Source organism: Streptomyces sp. NPDC006529 (genome assembly GCF_040611795.1).
Lineage (GTDB): Bacteria > Actinomycetota > Actinomycetes > Streptomycetales > Streptomycetaceae > Streptomyces.
Genome location: NZ_JBEXPB010000024.1, coordinates 41,249 through 56,840 on the forward strand (window position 1 = coordinate 41,249; position 15,592 = coordinate 56,840).

15 protein-coding genes are annotated in these 15,592 nt (G+C 74.2%); 6 read left to right on the forward strand and 9 right to left on the reverse strand.

Translation table 11 applies throughout. The features are described from left to right. Positions 1-4: 4 nt before the first annotated feature. A complete protein-coding gene (locus ABZY31_RS18270) occupies positions 5-1,210 on the forward strand; it encodes an acyl-CoA dehydrogenase family protein (protein WP_356411348.1) in 1,206 nt (401 codons plus the stop codon). Beyond that, complete coding sequence (locus ABZY31_RS18275; protein ID WP_356411351.1) at positions 1,207-2,274, forward strand: Zn-dependent alcohol dehydrogenase; 1,068 nt, start codon at positions 1,207-1,209, stop codon at positions 2,272-2,274. The genes ABZY31_RS18270 and ABZY31_RS18275 overlap by 4 nt, the downstream gene beginning before the upstream one ends. Before the next feature lie 42 nt (positions 2,275-2,316). Here ABZY31_RS18275 and sigJ read toward each other — a convergent pair whose 3' ends face one another. After that, on the reverse strand, positions 2,317-3,333 hold the full coding sequence (sigJ, locus tag ABZY31_RS18280) for an RNA polymerase sigma factor SigJ (protein ID WP_356411354.1): 1,017 nt from the start codon (positions 3,331-3,333) through the stop codon (positions 2,317-2,319). 89 nt (positions 3,334-3,422) lie between these two features. On the opposite strand from sigJ, the gene ABZY31_RS18285 reads away from it, so the two are divergent. Next, on the forward strand, positions 3,423-3,863 hold the full coding sequence (locus ABZY31_RS18285; protein WP_356411357.1) for a hypothetical protein: 441 nt from the start codon (positions 3,423-3,425) through the stop codon (positions 3,861-3,863). Here ABZY31_RS18285 and ABZY31_RS18290 read toward each other — a convergent pair. Continuing rightward, positions 3,853-4,476, reverse strand: coding sequence for a flavin reductase family protein (locus ABZY31_RS18290; RefSeq protein ID WP_356411505.1), 624 nt, complete (start codon positions 4,474-4,476; stop codon positions 3,853-3,855). The genes ABZY31_RS18285 and ABZY31_RS18290 overlap by 11 nt on opposite strands. Before the next feature lie 1,115 nt (positions 4,477-5,591). On the opposite strand from ABZY31_RS18290, the gene ABZY31_RS18295 reads away from it, so the two are divergent. After that, positions 5,592-6,371, forward strand: a complete 780-nt coding sequence (locus ABZY31_RS18295; protein ID WP_356411360.1) for a VOC family protein — start codon at positions 5,592-5,594, stop codon at positions 6,369-6,371. 48 nt (positions 6,372-6,419) lie between these two features. On the opposite strand, the gene ABZY31_RS18300 is transcribed toward ABZY31_RS18295, so the two are convergent. From ABZY31_RS18300 to ABZY31_RS18310, 3 genes are all read right to left on the reverse strand, one after another. Further along, the gene (locus ABZY31_RS18300; RefSeq protein WP_356411508.1) at positions 6,420-7,142 is read right to left on the reverse strand and encodes an enoyl-CoA hydratase-related protein; all 723 of its coding nucleotides are present in this window, start codon (positions 7,140-7,142) and stop codon (positions 6,420-6,422) included. Positions 7,143-7,267: 125 nt separating this feature from the next. Continuing rightward, positions 7,268-9,511, reverse strand: a complete 2,244-nt coding sequence (locus ABZY31_RS18305) for an acetate--CoA ligase family protein (protein ID WP_356411363.1) — start codon at positions 9,509-9,511, stop codon at positions 7,268-7,270. A gap of 219 nt (positions 9,512-9,730) precedes the next feature. Continuing rightward, positions 9,731-10,933, reverse strand: coding sequence for an NAD(P)/FAD-dependent oxidoreductase (locus ABZY31_RS18310; RefSeq protein WP_356411366.1), 1,203 nt, complete (start codon positions 10,931-10,933; stop codon positions 9,731-9,733). A gap of 192 nt (positions 10,934-11,125) precedes the next feature. Here ABZY31_RS18310 and ABZY31_RS18315 point away from each other — a divergent pair, with 192 nt between their 5' ends. Further along, positions 11,126-11,578, forward strand: coding sequence for a DoxX family protein (locus ABZY31_RS18315; RefSeq protein ID WP_356411369.1), 453 nt, complete (start codon positions 11,126-11,128; stop codon positions 11,576-11,578). Then, positions 11,575-12,060 (forward strand): Zn-ribbon domain-containing OB-fold protein, encoded by a 486-nt coding sequence (locus ABZY31_RS18320; protein WP_356411372.1) that lies wholly within the window; start codon positions 11,575-11,577, stop codon positions 12,058-12,060. Before ABZY31_RS18315 ends, ABZY31_RS18320 begins: the two co-directional genes overlap by 4 nt. Here the strand turns inward: ABZY31_RS18320 and ABZY31_RS18325 are convergent. The 4 genes from ABZY31_RS18325 to ABZY31_RS18340 all read right to left on the reverse strand — a co-directional run bounded on the left by ABZY31_RS18325 (position 12,048) and on the right by ABZY31_RS18340 (position 15,512). Continuing rightward, positions 12,048-12,647, reverse strand: coding sequence for a TetR/AcrR family transcriptional regulator (locus tag ABZY31_RS18325; RefSeq protein ID WP_356411374.1), 600 nt, complete (start codon positions 12,645-12,647; stop codon positions 12,048-12,050). The genes ABZY31_RS18320 and ABZY31_RS18325 overlap by 13 nt on opposite strands. Then, the gene (locus tag ABZY31_RS18330; RefSeq protein WP_356411377.1) at positions 12,647-13,018 is read right to left on the reverse strand and encodes a DUF1304 domain-containing protein; all 372 of its coding nucleotides are present in this window, start codon (positions 13,016-13,018) and stop codon (positions 12,647-12,649) included. The genes ABZY31_RS18325 and ABZY31_RS18330 overlap by 1 nt, the downstream gene beginning before the upstream one ends. A gap of 87 nt (positions 13,019-13,105) precedes the next feature. After that, the gene (locus ABZY31_RS18335; protein ID WP_356411379.1) at positions 13,106-13,786 is read right to left on the reverse strand and encodes a pyridoxal 5'-phosphate synthase; all 681 of its coding nucleotides are present in this window, start codon (positions 13,784-13,786) and stop codon (positions 13,106-13,108) included. A gap of 508 nt (positions 13,787-14,294) precedes the next feature. Beyond that, entirely contained in the window at positions 14,295-15,512 is a 1,218-nt protein-coding gene (locus ABZY31_RS18340; RefSeq protein ID WP_356411382.1) for an acetyl-CoA acetyltransferase, read from the reverse strand. Positions 15,513-15,592: the final 80 nt, after the last annotated feature.

A 15,592-nucleotide genomic window follows, 5' to 3' on the forward strand; every position in this document is an offset into this window, starting at 1 on the left:
GCCCATGGACTTCGGCTTCGGGGCGGCGGACGGGGAGCTGCGCGCCCGCGCGCGGCAGTGGCTCACCGAGCACCTCGTGGGAGCGTACGGGCGGGCGCGCGGCCTCGGCGGGCCCGGCAGCGAGCACGAAGGGGTCGCCGAACGCCGCGCCTGGGAGCGGGAACTGGGCCGCGGCGGCTGGATCGGCCAGGGGTGGGACGTACCCGACGGCGCCTACGGGCAGCAGCGGCTCCCGCTCACCGGGCAGGTGGTGTGGGCCGAGGAGTACGCGGCGCTGCGCGCACCGGGCCGGGTCGGCCACATCGGCGAGAACCTCCTCGCGCCGACACTGATCGCCTACGGATCCCCGGAGCAGCGGGACCGCTTCCTGCCCGGCATCGCCCGCGGCGAGGAGCTGTGGTGCCAGGGGTACAGCGAACCGGACGCGGGCTCGGACCTCGCCGGGATCCGCACCAGCGCGGTCCGGGACCCGGCGGACGGCCGCCACCGGGTCACCGGCCAGAAGATCTGGACCTCACTCGCCCGGGAGGCCGACTGGTGCTTCGTGCTGGCCCGCACCGAGCCGGGCTCGCGGCGCCACCGCGGGCTGTCCTTCCTCCTCGTCCCGATGGACCAGCCCGGCCGGATCGAGGTCCGGCCCATCCGCCAGATGTCGGGGACCGCCGAGTTCAACGAGGTCTTCTTCGACGGGGCCGAAGCCCACGAGGTGGTCGGCGGCGAGGGCAACGGCTGGAGCGTGGCCATGGGCCTGCTCGCCCTGGAACGCGGGGTCTCCACCCTGGTCCAGCAGATCGGCTTCGCCGCCGAACTGGAGCGGGTCGTCCACGCCTTCCTCGGCTCGGCCCAGGCCGCGGACCCGGTGCTGCGGGACCGGCTCGTGAACCAGTGGGCGGAGCTGCGCACCATGCGGTGGCACGCGCTGCGCACCTTGGGGGCCGCGGCCCCCGACCCGGGGGCGCCCAGCGTGGCCAAGCTGCTGTGGGGCGGCTGGCACCGGCGGCTCGGTGAGCTGGCGGTGGCGGTCCGGGGCGCGGCGGCCAGCGCCGGGCCCGCGCCCTGGGCGCCGGGGACTCCGTACGAGCTGGGCCTCGACGAGGCGCAGCGGCTGTTCCTGTTCACCCGCGCCGACACGATCTACGGCGGCTCGGACGAGATCCAGCGGAACATCATCGCCGAGCGCGTGCTCGGCCTGCCTAAGGAGTCCAGGTGAGAGGCGTCGTGTTCGACGGCAAGCAGGCCCGGGTGGTCGACGACCTGGAGGTGCGCGGCCCCGGGCCGGGGGAGGTGCTCGTCGCGATCAGGGCGGCGGGGCTGTGCCACAGCGACCTGTCGGTGATCGACGGGACCATCCCCTTCCCGCCGCCGGTGGTCCTGGGGCACGAGGGGGCGGGCGTCGTGGAGGCGGTCGGTTCCGGCGTCACGCACGTGGCGCCGGGCGACCACGTCGCGCTGTCGACGCTCGCGAACTGCGGCGCGTGCGCCGACTGCGACCGGGGCCGGCCGACGATGTGCCGCAAGGCGATCGGCATGCCGGGGCAGCCGTTCTCGCGCGGCGGCTCGCCGCTGTACCAGTTCGCGTCCAACTCGGCCTTCGCGGAGCGCACGGTCGTCAAGGCCGTGCAGGCGGTGAAGATCCCCGAGGACATCCCCTTCCCCTCGGCCGCGCTGATCGGCTGCGGGGTCCTGACGGGGGTGGGCGCCGTCCTGAACCGGGCCAGGGTGGACCGCGGTGAGTCGGTGGTCGTCATCGGCACCGGCGGGATCGGCCTGAACGTACTGCAAGGGGCCCGCATCGCGGGCGCGACGACGATCGTGGCGGTGGACGCCAACCCGGCGAAGGAGGCGGTGGCCCGGCAGTTCGGGGCCACGCACTTCATCGACGCCTCGACGGCCGCGGACCCCTCGGCGGCGGTCCGCGAGATCCTCCCGACGGGCGCGGACCACGCCTTCGAGTGCGTCGGCAACGTGAAACTGATCCGCCAGGCGATCGACCTCCTCGACCGGCACGGCCAGGCGGTCCTGCTCGGCGTCCCGGGCTTCAAGGAGGAGGCGTCGTTCCAGGTCTCCTCCATGTACCTCGACAAGACCGTCATGGGCTGCCGCTACGGCTCCTCGCGCCCCCAGCGCGACATCGCCCTCTACGCGGAGCTCTACCGCCAGGGCCGCCTGCTGCTGGACGAACTGGTCACCGAGACCTACCCGGTCGAGGACTTCGCCAAGGCGGCGGACGACGCCCACCACGGCAAGGTGGCACGGGGGGTGCTGACCTTCTGACCCGCGCGGGCGGCGGCGGCAGCGCTGGCGGCATCCCGCGGACTACTCGGGCGGGGTGCGGGTGCGGGTGCCGGTGCGGGTGCGGGTGCCGGTGCCGAAGTCCGTGCCCGTGCCGGTGGGCGGGGTGGGCGCGGTGGGCGCGGTCCGGTCGTTCCACGGGCGGAGCTTGTCGGGGTTGCGGACCGCCCAGATGCCGGTGACGCGGCCGTCCGCGAGGCCGAAGGCGGCGACGGTGACGGTGGCGCCGCCGTGCCGGGCGACCAGGCCGGGGCGGCCGTTGACCGTCCGCTCCAGGAGGGTCAGGCCGGGGGCCCGGTCGGCCAGGTGGATCAGGTAGGCGGCGATGCGCTCGCCGCCCTCGACCGGGCGCAGGGCCGCGCCCACCAGACCGCCGCCGTCGGCGGTCATCGTGGCGGCCGGGTCCAGGAGGCCGACCAGGGCCGCGATGTCCTTGGCCTCCCAGGCCTCCTTGAAATGCCGTACCAGGACGGCTTGTTCGGCCTCGGGTGGCGGGAGGGTGTGGGCGGTACGGACGCGGCCGCGAGCCGAGGACGCCAGCCGGCGGCAGGCCGCGGGCGTCCGGCCGACGATCCCGGCGATCTCGCCGAAGGGGTAGCGGAAGACATCGTGCAGGACGAACGCCACGCGCTCGGCCGGGGTCATCGACTCCAGTACGACGAGGAAGGCCATGGTCACCGACTCGTCGAGGGCGACCCGGTCCGCGGGGTCACCGGGCCCGGGCTCCCACTCCGTACGGCCGGGCAGCGGCTCCGGCAGCCACGCGCCGACGTACCGCTCGCACCGGACCCGCGCCGAGCCGAGCACGTCCAGGCAGATGCGGGCGACCACGGTCGACAGCCAGGCACCGGGCCTCTCGACGGCCTGCCTGCGCCCTGCGGACATCGCGTACCAGCGGGCGTACGCCTCCTGCACGGCGTCCTCGGCCTCGGTCACCGAACCGAGCAGCCGGTAGGCGAGACCGGTGAGCTGCCGCCGCTCACCGTCGACCGCGCCGGCCGCGCGGACCGCGGCAGGGGTACCCGTCGTGGCGCCGGCCATGGTGTCGCCTCACATTCCGGTGGCCCGCGTCGTCGGACCACCGAGAGGCTACCGACCGGGCGCCGCGAGGCGGAAGAGGAGACCACACGATGGGCACACGGACGACGGCGGAGACGACGGCAGAGCCGGAGATGGCGAAGGAGAGAGCGGGCCGGGTCGGATTCGTACAGGTCGCGATATCCCTGCAGACCGTAGCCACCTTCTTCCAGGCGGCCACTGCTGGACTCCTGCTGACCTCCGTACACGGCGAACTGCTGCACGGGGTCGGCGCACGAGTCATGTACGGCGCGTCGATGCTGTACGTGCTCGCCGCGATCCTGGCGTGGCGGCCGGGCGGCGGCTCGCCGCGGCCCGTCCTGTACGCGACGGGCTTTCTCGTCCTCGCCTCGGCGCAGGTCCTGCTCGGCATCGCGCGCGTGGCCTCGCTCCACGTCCCGCTCGGCGTGCTGATGTTCGGGCTGAGCGTGCTGGCGCTGGCCCGGGAGTACTTCACCCGCCCGGCGGGCCGGGGCGGGCGGGTCAGCCGCTGAGGCGGCCGAACCTTCCCTTGTGGAAGAGCAGCGGGCCGTCCTCGCCCGCCGCGCCCATCGCCTCGACGCGGCCGACGACGATCAGGTGGTCGCCGCCGGTGTGCACGGCGTGGATGCGGCAGTCGATCCACGCCGGTACGGCGTCCAGCTGCGGCGAACCGGTGACGGGGGCCGGGCGGTGGCCGACCCCGGCGAACTTGTCGGCGCCGCTCACGGCGAACGCCCGGCAGAGCAGCCCCTGTTCGGCGCCGAGGATGTTGACGCAGAACACCCCGGCACGGGCGATCCGCGGCCAGGTGGTCGACGTGCGGGCCACCATGAAGGTCACCAGCGGCGGGTCGAGGGAGAGCGAGGCGAAGGACTGGCAGGCGAACCCGGCCGGGGAGCCCTCCCCCTCGGCCGCGGGGGCCGTGATGACCGTGACCCCGCTCGCGAAGTTCCCCATCACGGACCGGAACTCCGCCGGATCGATGGGCGCCCGCTCGTCCTCGCCCACGGCCCGGAGCTCGGGACGCGGATGCGCGTCGACGACTGCGGGCGAGGCGGCGGATCCCGGCTGCCCGGCGGACCTGAGGTATCGGACGACGGCGGCCGCCATCCCTGCGTGTCCCATCACGCAACCGATTGAACCTGACGGTATGTCAGATGGGAAGGGGCGCGGCTGGGCTGGGGAGCGGCTTCGCCGCTCGTAGGTAGGTTTCGAGCGTCGGGGTCGGGGTGGTTCCGGGGGCTGCCCGTCAGTTCAACTGTCTTCCCGTGCCGGGGCGTCCTGTCAAGAGCGCTCCCTGGGGTCGCGTCGCTGCGCGATGGCCTGCGGCCACTCTTGACATGCCACCCCGTCCCGGAAAGCCAAGAACTGTCGGGCCGCCCCCGGGGGGAGGCATGGGGGAGGGTGCCCGTTCCTGCCGGTCCGCGCCCGGCCGCAGGCCGAGTGGGGCCGATACGCCGCCCTTTGGGCGGAAAGAGCGCCCCTAATCGCTACGCGCTCCTCCGAGAGAAGCGTCAGTGGGCTGCATGGGGCTGAGACTTCGGCCAGACGGATGTTGGTGCGGGTCGGATGCTCAGCCACCCCAAAAGTCGAGATCAGAAGCCCACAAAAGGGGCATCTTGAGCGGTTGTTGAGTCTCGACGGCTGCTTGACCCGAGTGGACTCTCGTCTGGCCGAGCTTTGAGCCCCGCCGCGCCCCTCAGCAACCCCGAACAGGCCGCAGACGCCTCTCTCGGAGAAGCGCGTAGCGATTTGGTGCGTTCCTGTCGCCCAAAGGGCGTCACATGGGCCCCACTCGGGCTGCGGCCGGGCGCCGGGCCCCAGGCGATGGGCAGCCTCCCCCATGCCTCCCCCGGGGGCGGCCCGACAGTTCTTGGCTTTTCGGGACGGGGTGTCCTGTCAAGGGTGGCCGCAGGCCATCGCGAAGCGACGCGACCGCAGGGAGCGCTCTTGACGGGACGCCCCGGCACGGGAAGACAGTGGAACTGACGGGCAGCCCCCGGAGCATCACCGACCCCGGAAGCACGAAGCGCGGCCCATGAGCGGCGAAGCCGCTCCCCCAGTACCCCCGCCCGGGTGAAAGCAGCCAGGTGGGGCGGGGGTGGGCGGCGTGGGCGGGGCTCGGGCGTGTAGTCGTACCTACGCGTGGCCCTCGTAGCCCCGTAGCCCAGCCCGTAGCCCCGTAGCCCAGCCCGTAGCCCCAGTACCCCTCACCCGGAACCCCACCACAGGAGGAACACATGCTCGGTACGGACTTCCGCACCGGATCGCCCAACTGGATCGACCTCGGCAGCCCGGACATTCCCCGGGCCGCGGCCTTCTACCGTGCGGTGTTCGGCTGGGAGTTCCAGCTGCTCGGGCCCGAGACCGGCGGGTACGGGTTCTTTCAGGTGGACGGCAAGACGGTCGCCGCCGTCGGCGAGCTGAATCCGGGCGCGACCTCCGCGTGGACCGTGTACTTCCAGACCGACGACATGGACGCGACCACCCGGGCGGTGCGGGACGGCGGCGGCGCCGTGCGCGTCGAGCCGATGGACGTCATGGGTGAGGGGTGGCTCGCGCAGTACACCGACCAGCAGGGCGCCGACTTCGCCGTCTGGAAGCCGAACAAGACGCCCGGGCTGGCCCTCGCCTCCGCCGACAACTCCGTCTGCTGGGTGGAGCTGCACGTCGCCGACCCGCTCGCGGCCGTCGAGTTCTACCGCGGCCTGTTCGGCTGGCGCTCCGCGGAGATGGACGCGCCCGGGATGACCTACCGGGTGGTGAGCATCGCCGACGGCGACCAGCAGGAAGGGTCCTTCGGCGGGGTGGCGCCGCTGATGGAGGGGGAGACGAACGCGCGCTGGGTTCCGTACTTCGCCGTCGCCGACGTCGACGCCGTGGTGGACACCGCGCGCACCAGCGGCGGCACGGTGCTGATGCCCGGCGCGGACGTGCCGGACGTGGGCCGCATCGCGTGGCTGGCGGACCCGAGCGGCGCCGTCTTCGCGCTGCTCAAGCCCAATCCCCGCCAGGCCTGACCCCCGCCAGGCCTGACCCCCGCCCGCCTCGATATACCGGAGGGCGGCTCACACCCCCCGGTACTTCGGGGTGCGGCGTTCCACGAAGCTCGCTACGCCCTCGGTCGCGTCCGCCGTCGTCATGTTGATCTCCTGGGCGGTGGCTTCGGCCGCCAGGGAGGCGGCGCGGTCGCCGTCCAGGGAGGCGTTGACCAGCTGCTTGGTCAGGGCCAGGGCCCGGGTCGGGCCCTGGGCCAGGCGCTGCGCCCATTCACGGGCGGTGGTTTCCAGGGCGTCGGCCGGGACGACCCGGTTGACCAGGCCGAGGCGCTCCGCCTCGGCCGCGGGCAGGGCGTCGCCGAAGAACATCAGCTCCTTCGCCTTCTGCGGGCCCACCAGGCGGGGGAGCAGGTACGCCCCGCCGCCGTCCGGGACCAGGCCGCGGCGTACGAAGACCTCGATGAAGCGGGCCGTGTCCGCGGCCAGCACCAGGTCGCAGGCGAAGGCCAGGTGGGCGCCGATCCCGGCGGCCGTGCCGTTGACCGCCGCGATGACCGGCTTCTCGCAGTCCATGACGGACGTGATGAACCGCTGCGCGCCGCGCCGGATCATGCGGGCGACGTCGCCCGCGACCCGTTCGCCGGCCGGGGCGGGGGAGCCGCGCAGGTCGGCGCCCGCGCAGAAGCCCTTGCCGGTGGCGGTGATGACGACGGCGCGGACGGCCGGGTCGGCCGAGGCGTCGGCGAGCAGGGCCATGATGTGCTCGCGCTGGTCCCAGGTGAGGGCGTTCATGGCCTCGGGGCGGTTCAGCGTGATCCACGAGACGGCGTTCTCGGTGCGGTGCAGGACCTCGTCCACGGTGTGCGTTGCTCCTAGGGCTGGGGGCGGGGCCGGGACCGGGAGGGCGCGGTGGGCGCTCAGCGGCAGATGGCCAGCGCGTCCAGGGCCACGGCGCCCTGTCCGCGGGGGAGGACCATGAGGGGGTTGATGTCGAGCTCGGAGAGTTCGCCGCCCAGCTCCAGGGCCATCCGCTGGACCCGCAGGACGACCTCGACCAGCGCTTCGACGTCGGCGGGCGGGGCGCCCCGTACGCCCTCCAGCAGGGCGTGCCCGCGGAGTTCGCCGAGCATGGCGCGGGCCTGGTCCTCGCCGAAGGGCGGGACGCGGACGGCGGTGTCGTTGAGGATCTCGACGAGGACGCCGCCCAGGCCGACGGTGACGGTGGGGCCGAAGAGGTCGTCCTGGGTGACGCCGACGACCATCTCGACGCCCTTCTCGACCATCTGGCAGACGAGGACGCCGTCGAGCGGGACGTTCTCGTAGCGGGCGATGTCGGTCAGCTCGCGGTAGGCGTCGCGTATCTGGCTGGCGGAGGTCAGGCCGACCTTGACCAGGCCGAGTTCGCTCTTGTGGGCGAGCTGCGGGCCGGAGGCCTTCATCACCACCGGGTACCCGACCAGCGCCGCCGCGCGGACGGCGGCCGCGGCGCTGGTGACCAGCTGTTCGCGCGGGACGCGGATGCCGTAGGCGCGCAGCAGCTGCTTCGCGGCGTGCTCGCTGAGCTGCTGGCCGGGGCGCATGAGGGCCTGGGCCTTGCGGTACGAGGGGGACGGCGTCCGGGGTGCCTCGTCGAAGGGGGAGCGATAGGCGGCGGTGAAGCGGTGGTGGCCGAGGTAGGCCCGTACGGCGGTGATGCAGTTGCCGAAGGTGCGGAAGGTGGCCACGCGGGAGGAGCCGAGGAGGGTGGTGCGGTAGGCCTCTTCGGTGCCGACGGGGGAGCCCCAGATGACGCAGATGAGCTTGTCGCTCTCTTCGGCGGCGTCTACGAGGTCCTGGGCGAGCTTGTCGCTCATCGGCGGGAAGGGGCCGGTGATGGGGCAGATGAGGACGCCCACGGCCGGGTCAGCAAGGATCGCGTCGATGATCTTGCGGCCGCGCCAGTCGCCCACGGGGTGGCCGCCGTTGTCGACGGGGTTGGCGACGTTCAGGTACTCCGGGATCCACTGGTGGAGTTCGTCCTGCTTGGCGCGGCTGAGGGTGGGCAGGCCGAGGCCGGCCTCGGTGGCGAGGTCGGAGAAGTGGGCGCCCGTGCCGCCGGAGATGGAGTAGACGACGACGCCGTCGGCGACCGGCTTGCGCGCCCGGGCCAACAGGGCGGCGGTGTCCTGTAGTTCGTCGAGCCCGTCGACGCGGATCACGCCGAACTGGCGCATCGCCGCGTCCACGACCCGGTCCGCGCCGGTGAGCTTGCCGGTGTGGGAGGCGGCCATGCGGGCGCCGGTCTCGGTGCGGCCGACCTTGACGGCGACGACGGGGACGCCGTTGCGCGCGGCCCGGTCGGCGGCGAGCAGGAAGGACCGGCCGTCCTTGAGCCCCTCGACGTAGCAGGCGATCGCCCCGACCTCGGGCCGTTCGGCGAAGTAGGAGATGAAGTCGGAGGTCTCCAGGTCGGCCTCGTTGCCCGTCGGGGCCCAGTGGGAGAGGCGGATGCCCAGCTCCTGGAGGGTGTAGACGGGGCGGCCCTGGTGGCCGGACTGGGTGATCAATGCGATCGCCGGGCCGTCGAGGTCGTCGCGGAACGCCTCGAAGGCGTTGAGGTTGGTGTTCGGCCCGAGCAGGCGCAGCCCGGAGCGCTGAACGGCGGCGGTGAGCCGGGCCTGGGCGGCGGCGCCCGCGTCGCCCGTCTCGGCGAAGCCGGAGGCGAAGGCGACGGCGAACTTCACCTTGGACTCGGCGAGTTCCTCGATGACGGGCAGCGGGTCGGCGACGAGCAGGACCGCCAGGTCGACCTGTTCGGGCAGGTCGGCGACGCAGGCGTGGCAGGTCAGGCCGAAGACGCCGGCGCGGGTGGGGTGCACGGGGTGCAGGCGGGCGCCGACGCGGTCCGCCCAGGCGATGAGCTGGCGGGTGATGCCGGTGTTGGGGCGGCCTTCGGCGTCGGAGGCGCCGATGACGGCGACGGACTCGGGGCGGAAGAACCGGTCCAGGTCCGGCACGTCGGCGTGCAGCGGCCGGCCGCTGACGTCGACGGGGGCGGACGGGCCGGCGCCTTCCGCCGCGGGGGCCGCCGTGGAGTGGACGGCGTTCCTGGGGGTCTCCCCGCAGGCCTCGACCCGGGCGCGGAAGTGAGTGGTGAGGGTGCCGTGAGTAGATCCAAGCATCGTTCCGCCCGCTTCCCGCTCGATGACTGACTCGATGGCCGCGTCGGTGACGGGCCCGTCACCGCGCGGTGCGCGGTGACCGTCGAGTAACTGACACTTGGTCAGGTTACTGAACTGACGGGCCGTCAGGAACAGGGCTGCGCAGGAAAGCTGGTGGGTGGGTTTGGTGAAGGCGCCGGGCGCGGCGGGCGGGGCCGGACCGGCGGCCCGGGAGACGCCCTAGTGACCTGAGGCGAGGTGGCGCGGGAGGGCTTTGGCGATCTTTTCGGCGTCCAGGGCCAGCTCCCGCAGCATTCCACTGATGGGGTTGGTGAAACCGGTGAAATACAGCCCCGGGGCCGAAACGGGGCTACGGCCGCCGCGCGCCAGCGGGCGCCCGCGCCCGTCGAGCACGCCCAGGTGGCCGACCAGCCCCTCCAGGGCGCGGCGGTAGCCGGTGGCCGCGATCACCGCGTCCGGGGTGATCCGGGACCCGTCCGCGAGGACCACCGCCGCGCCGTCGAAGGACTCGACCGCCGGGACCGGTACGACCGTGCGCGCGCGCACCGCGTCGATCAGGCCGACGTCCTGGACCGGGATCGCGCCCTCGCGGACCCGGCTGTAGAGGCCGGTCGCGGGGCGGGGGAGCCCGTGCGCCGACAGGTCCGGCACCGACGCCTTCGCGACCAGGGCGCCCAGCCGGTCGACCAGGCGGACGGGGAGGCGGCGCACCAGGATGCCGGTGCGCTGGGCGGGCCAGCCCGCGGTGGAGCGGCGCACGATGTGCGGGGCGGTGCGGACGGAGAGGCGGACGGCCTGCGCGGCCCGGCCGCCGGCCCCGCCCTCGGTGAGGTCCACGGCGATCTCCGCGCCCGTGTTGCCGGCGCCGACGACCAGGACGTCGAGGCCGGCGAAGGGGGCGGCGCGGCGGTAGTCGCTCGCGTGCAGCAGCCGGCCGGTGTACGTGTCCCGGCCCGGCCAGTCGGGGAGCGCGGGGGTGTGGTTGAAGCCGGTGGCGACGACCACGGCGGCGGCGGCCAGCTCGCGGCCGCCGGTGGCGTGCAGGGTCCAGCCGGGTGCGCCGCCCTCCTCGGTCGCCCGGTCGATGCGGGTGACCTCCACGCCGGTGATGATCTCCAGCTCGTGGTACTCGGCGTACTTCTCCAGGTAGCGCACGACGTCGTCGCGCGAGACCCAGCGCCCGAAGCGGCGCGGAATGCGCAGGCCGGGGAGGCCGGAGAGGCGGCGGGTGGTGTGCAGGTGGAGGCGGTCGTAGTGGCCGCGCCAGGAGGTGGCGACCCCGTCGGACTTCTCGATCACCACGGCCCGGACGCCGCGGGCGCGCAGGGCGGCGGCGACGGCGAGGCCGCCCGGCCCGGCGCCGATCACGTACACGGGGCGGGGCTGGGTCGTCATGTCGGGCTGTGCGGGCGCTCCAGGCATGAGGTGTGAGCGTATCGCCGGGCGCGGCCGGTGGGTCTCGGACGAGGAGGGAATCGGTTGCGGATCGGTCACGGACGGGCCGCGTGCGCCGTGCGCGTGGTGCGGGCTCTTGCGCGAAGGCGGCGCATCCGGTGAACTGACGTACCGTCAGATCAGTTCGGACCGGGTTGACCGAGGGTGAGGGGCTGCCGCATGCAGAGCGTCTGGCTCAGTGGGGCCGAATGGCTCGCCGTGCTCCGGATCGGGCTCGGCCTGTGGTGGCTGGAGAGCTGGCGGCACAAGGACAAGAAGGGCTGGTTCGAGCGGGGCACGGGCATCGCGTGGGCGGCGGACGTCGCGGGCAAGCACCGCTGGGGGTTCGTGCGGGGCGGCTTCGACGCGGTGGTGAAACCGCGGCCGAAGGTGATGGCGTACGTCGTCGTCTACGCAGAACTCGCCCTGGGGCTCGGCCTGGTCGCCGGATTCCTCACCCCGGTCGCGCTGGTCGCCGGGCTGCTGCTGAACCTGCTGTACCTGGTGCTGATGATCCACGACTGGGCCGAGCAGGGGCAGAACGCCATGATGGCGCTCATCTCGTTCGTCGCGCTGGTCACGATGAGCTGGCAGGTCTGGTCCCTGGACGCGGCGACGGGACTGTTCCTGTGAGCGGGCCGGGTCCCGCGGGGGCCGCACGCTTCGACCTGCCGGAGCCCGACGAGTTCACCCGCCCCTACTGGGACGCGGCGGCCGGCGGGCGGTTGCTGCTGCGCCACTGCGCCGACTGCGGGCGGACCCACCACTACCCGCGCGAGTTCTGTCCGCACTGCTGGGCGGGCGAGGAGCGGGTGACCTGGGAGCCCGCGAGCGGGCGCGCGACCCTCTACACCTGGTCGGTGGTGTACCGCAACGACCTGCCGCCCTTCGGTGCGCGGGTGCCGTACGTCGCGGCCGTGGTCGACCTCGCGGAGGGGCCCCGGATGATGACCGAGGTCGTGGACTGCCCGGCGGAGCGGCTGCGCGTCGGGATGCCGCTGGAGGTGGCCTTCCGGGGGCGGGGGGAGGGGGCGGACGCGGTCGCGGTGGCGGTGTTCCGGCCCGCGGACGGGGCGGCGGGCGGGCCCGCGGGCGGGCCGGATCAGGTGTCCTGAGGCCGGATCTCGCGCGGGGCGCCGTGGCGGTGCAGGACGATCAGGAGGCGCCACGCGTCGGTCGCCAGCTCCCGCGGGGTGCCGGGCAGCAGGCCGTGCACCCAGTCCGCCAGGACCCCGGTGAAGGTGGCGGCGACCGCGGAGGCGATCAGCTCCGGGGCCGCGCCGCCCACCGCCGTGCGTTCGGCCAGGCTGCGCGCCCGCAGCTCCCGGTGCAGGGTGTCGCCCAGCGGGCCGCCGCCCCCCGGGTGCAGCAGGGTGCGGTACAGGTCGCGCCGTACGTCCGCGGCGACGCCTTCGAAGAACGCGGTCAGGGCGGCCGGCGGAGCCGCGGGGTCGGGGGTCCCGCGCCAGGAGTGCAGTGCCTCGACCGCCTCCCGTACCGTCTCGGCGCAGGCGTCGACGGCCAGGTCCTGTACGTCGGTGTAGTGCAGGTAGAACGTGGCCCGCGCGACCCCGGCCCGCCGGACCAGCACCGCCACCGTGATCTCCCGCAGCGGGCGCTCCGCGCACTCAGTGAGCAGCGCCTCGTGCAGCCGCTCCCGGGTGCGCGCGGTGCGGGGGTCCCCGGCGGGCCGCGGGCTCATCAGGCCGCCTGCCCGGCGACGAGGACGGCGGCCAGGGCGAGCGCGCCCGGCAGCGCCTGGGCGAGCAGGATCCGGCGGTTGGCGGTCAGGCCGCCGTACAGCCCGGCGACGACCACGCAGCCGAGGAAGAACACCTGGGCGCGGTAGCCGGTGGGGTCGGCGGCGATCAGCCCCCAGACCAGGCCGGCGGCGAGGAACCCGTTGTAGAGGCCCTGGTTGGCGGCCAGCGGGGCGGTGGCCTTGGCCATGGCGGCGTCGAAGCCGGAGAGGCTCCGGCCCGGGGCGCGCTCCCAGAGGAACATCTCCAGCACCAGGATGTAGGTGTGGAGCAGTGCGACGAGCCCGACGAGTACCTGTGCGGTGGTGTGCACGGGGTGGCCGTCCCTTCCTCGGTTCACATTCACGTTATGGACAGGTGTCCAGAGTAAATGGACACCTGTCCACTGTCCAGCGGTGGGTCAGGGCCAGAGCAGCTCGCGGGTCCAGGTGCCGTCGGGTGTGCGGCGGTAGCGCAGCCGGACGTGGCGGCGCTGGGCGTCGCCCTGGAAGAACTCGACCTCGTCGGCGTCCAGCACGTACCGGGTCCAGGTGGGCGCGGGGGCGTCGGGCTCGGCGGCGGCCAGCGCCCATGCGTCGGCGGAGGCGCGGGCCAGTTCGTCCAGGGAGCCGAGCACCTCGCTCTGGTGGCCGGTGAGGGCGGCGGCGAGCGCTCCGCGCGAGCGTACGGAGAGGTCCGCGCGGCTCTCGGCGGCGCCCGCCGTGCTGACCCGGCCGCGGACGCGGACCTGGCGGGCGACGGCGGGCCAGTAGAACCCGAGCGCGGCCTCGGGGTGGGCCGCGAGCTGGCGGCCCTTGGCGCTGGTGGAGTGCGAGGCGAAGTGCCAGCCGGCGGCGTCGGCGCCGTGCAGCATCACGGTGCGGGCGTCGGGGCGGCCGTCGGGGTCGACGGTGGCCAGGGTCATGGTGTGCGGTTCCGGCTGGCCGGCCTGGGCGGCGTGCGTGAACCAGGTGTGGAAGAGGGGGAGGGGAGTGGCGGGGGCCGTTTCCGGGTCGAAGGCGGGGAGGTCGTCCGTGTCCCACACGCGGAGGGAGCGGAGGGTCGTACGGAAGGTGTCTGCGGCGGTGTCATCGGTGGTCACGCGGCCCATGGAACCACCGGGGTGGGCCTCTGCGGGTGCCCCGCGGGCGTTGTGGCCTTGCCCGGGCAAACCCGGCCTCCCCGGCAAACCCAGCCCGCCCGGCGTTTGAGGGCCCGCCGGAGGCCGACCGGGGCGGGGCGGGCGGCCGGTCCCTCCGGGGGCGCCTCAAACGCCGGCGGGGCTGGGGTGGGGTGCGGGTCGGCGGTAGCCGTGCCCTTTCGCGCTGGCCGGCCATTCCACGCTGCCCGGGCGAAGCCGGCCTGCCTGAGCAAACCCGGCCTCCCCGGCAAACCCAGCCCGCCCGGCGCTTGAGGGCCCGCCGGAGGCGATGGGGCGCCGCAGGTCGTCGGCCCTCCGGGGGCGCCTCAAACGCCGGCGGGGCTGGGTATGGCAGGGCCGACCGGGGGCGAAGCCCGCTGGGGTATGGCAGGGCCGGCCGAGGGCGGATCCGGCCCGCCCGGCGGTTGAGGGCGCGTTCCGGCGGGCCCGGGTGGCGCGGCGCCCCCCGTCAGCGGGACAGGATGACCGTGCCCGAGGAGCAGAACCAGCCGCCCGTGCCCGAGGCGAGGGCGATTTCCGGGAGGCGCTCGCCCCGTTTGCGGACCTGGCCCGCCCCCGCCTCGCCGCGCAGCTGGCGGACCGCCTCCACCAGGAGGAAGAGGCCCCGCATCCCCGGATGGCAGGCGGACAGGCCGCCGCCGTCGGTGTTGACCGGGAGGTCGCCGTCCCGCAGCAGGCGGCCCTTCTCCGCGAAGGCGCCCCCCTCGCCCTTCGCGCAGAAGCCGAGGTCCTCCAGGGTGACCAGGGTCATGTAGGTGAAGGCGTCGTAGATCTCGGCGACGTCGACGTCCGCCGGGGTCACCCCCGCCCGCTCGAAGGCCAGGCGCCCCGAGACGGCCGCCGGGGAGACGGTGAAGTCGTCCCACTCGGACATCGTCGTGTGCGAGACGGCCGTCCCGGTGCCGAGGACCCACACCGGCGCCTTCGCCGTGTCGGGTACGAGGTCCTCCGCGACCAGCAGCACCGCGCAGCCGCCGTCCGAGCGGATGCAGCAGTGCAGCTTCGTGAAGGGGTCCGCGATCATGTCGCCGGAGAGGACCTCCTCGACGGTGACGGGGTCGCGGAACATCGCGTCCGGGTTGGTCGCGGCGTTGGCGCGGGCCTGGACGGCCACCTGGGCCAGCTGTTCGAGGGTGGTCCCGTACTCGTGCATGTGGCGCCGGGCCGACATCGCGTACTTGGCGACCAGCGTGTGCCCGTACGGCACCTCGAACTGCAGCGGCCCGCGCGCGCCGAAGGACAGGTTGGAGGTGCGCCGCCGCGCCTTGATGTCGGCGCGGGCGGTGGACCCGTAGACCAGGAGCACGGCGTTGGCGTGGCCCGCGGCGATGGCGTCGGCGGCGTGGGCCGCCATGACCTCCCAGGTGGCGCCGCCGACCGAGGTGGAGTCCACCCAGGCGGGGCGCAGGCCGAGGTACTCCGCGACCTCGACCGGCGCGAGGGTGCCGAGGCCGGCGGAGGCGAAGCCGTCGATCACCGCGCGGTCCAGGCCGGAGTCGGCCAGCGCGCGGCGCGCGGCCTGGGCGTGCAGGGCGTACGGGGTGGGGCCGTCCACCCGTCCGCAGTCCGAGAGGGCGACGCCCGCGACCGCGACCCGGCGGCGGGGGCGGGGGTGCGTCGCGCGGGAGGCGGGTCCGGGCGTGGGGCCGGGCAGGGGTCCAGGCATGGGGTGACGGTACAACTGACGGGCCATCAGTTTCTAGTGGGTGACGCGGCGGTCGCCCCTCTGTGCATCTGCCGCCCCCC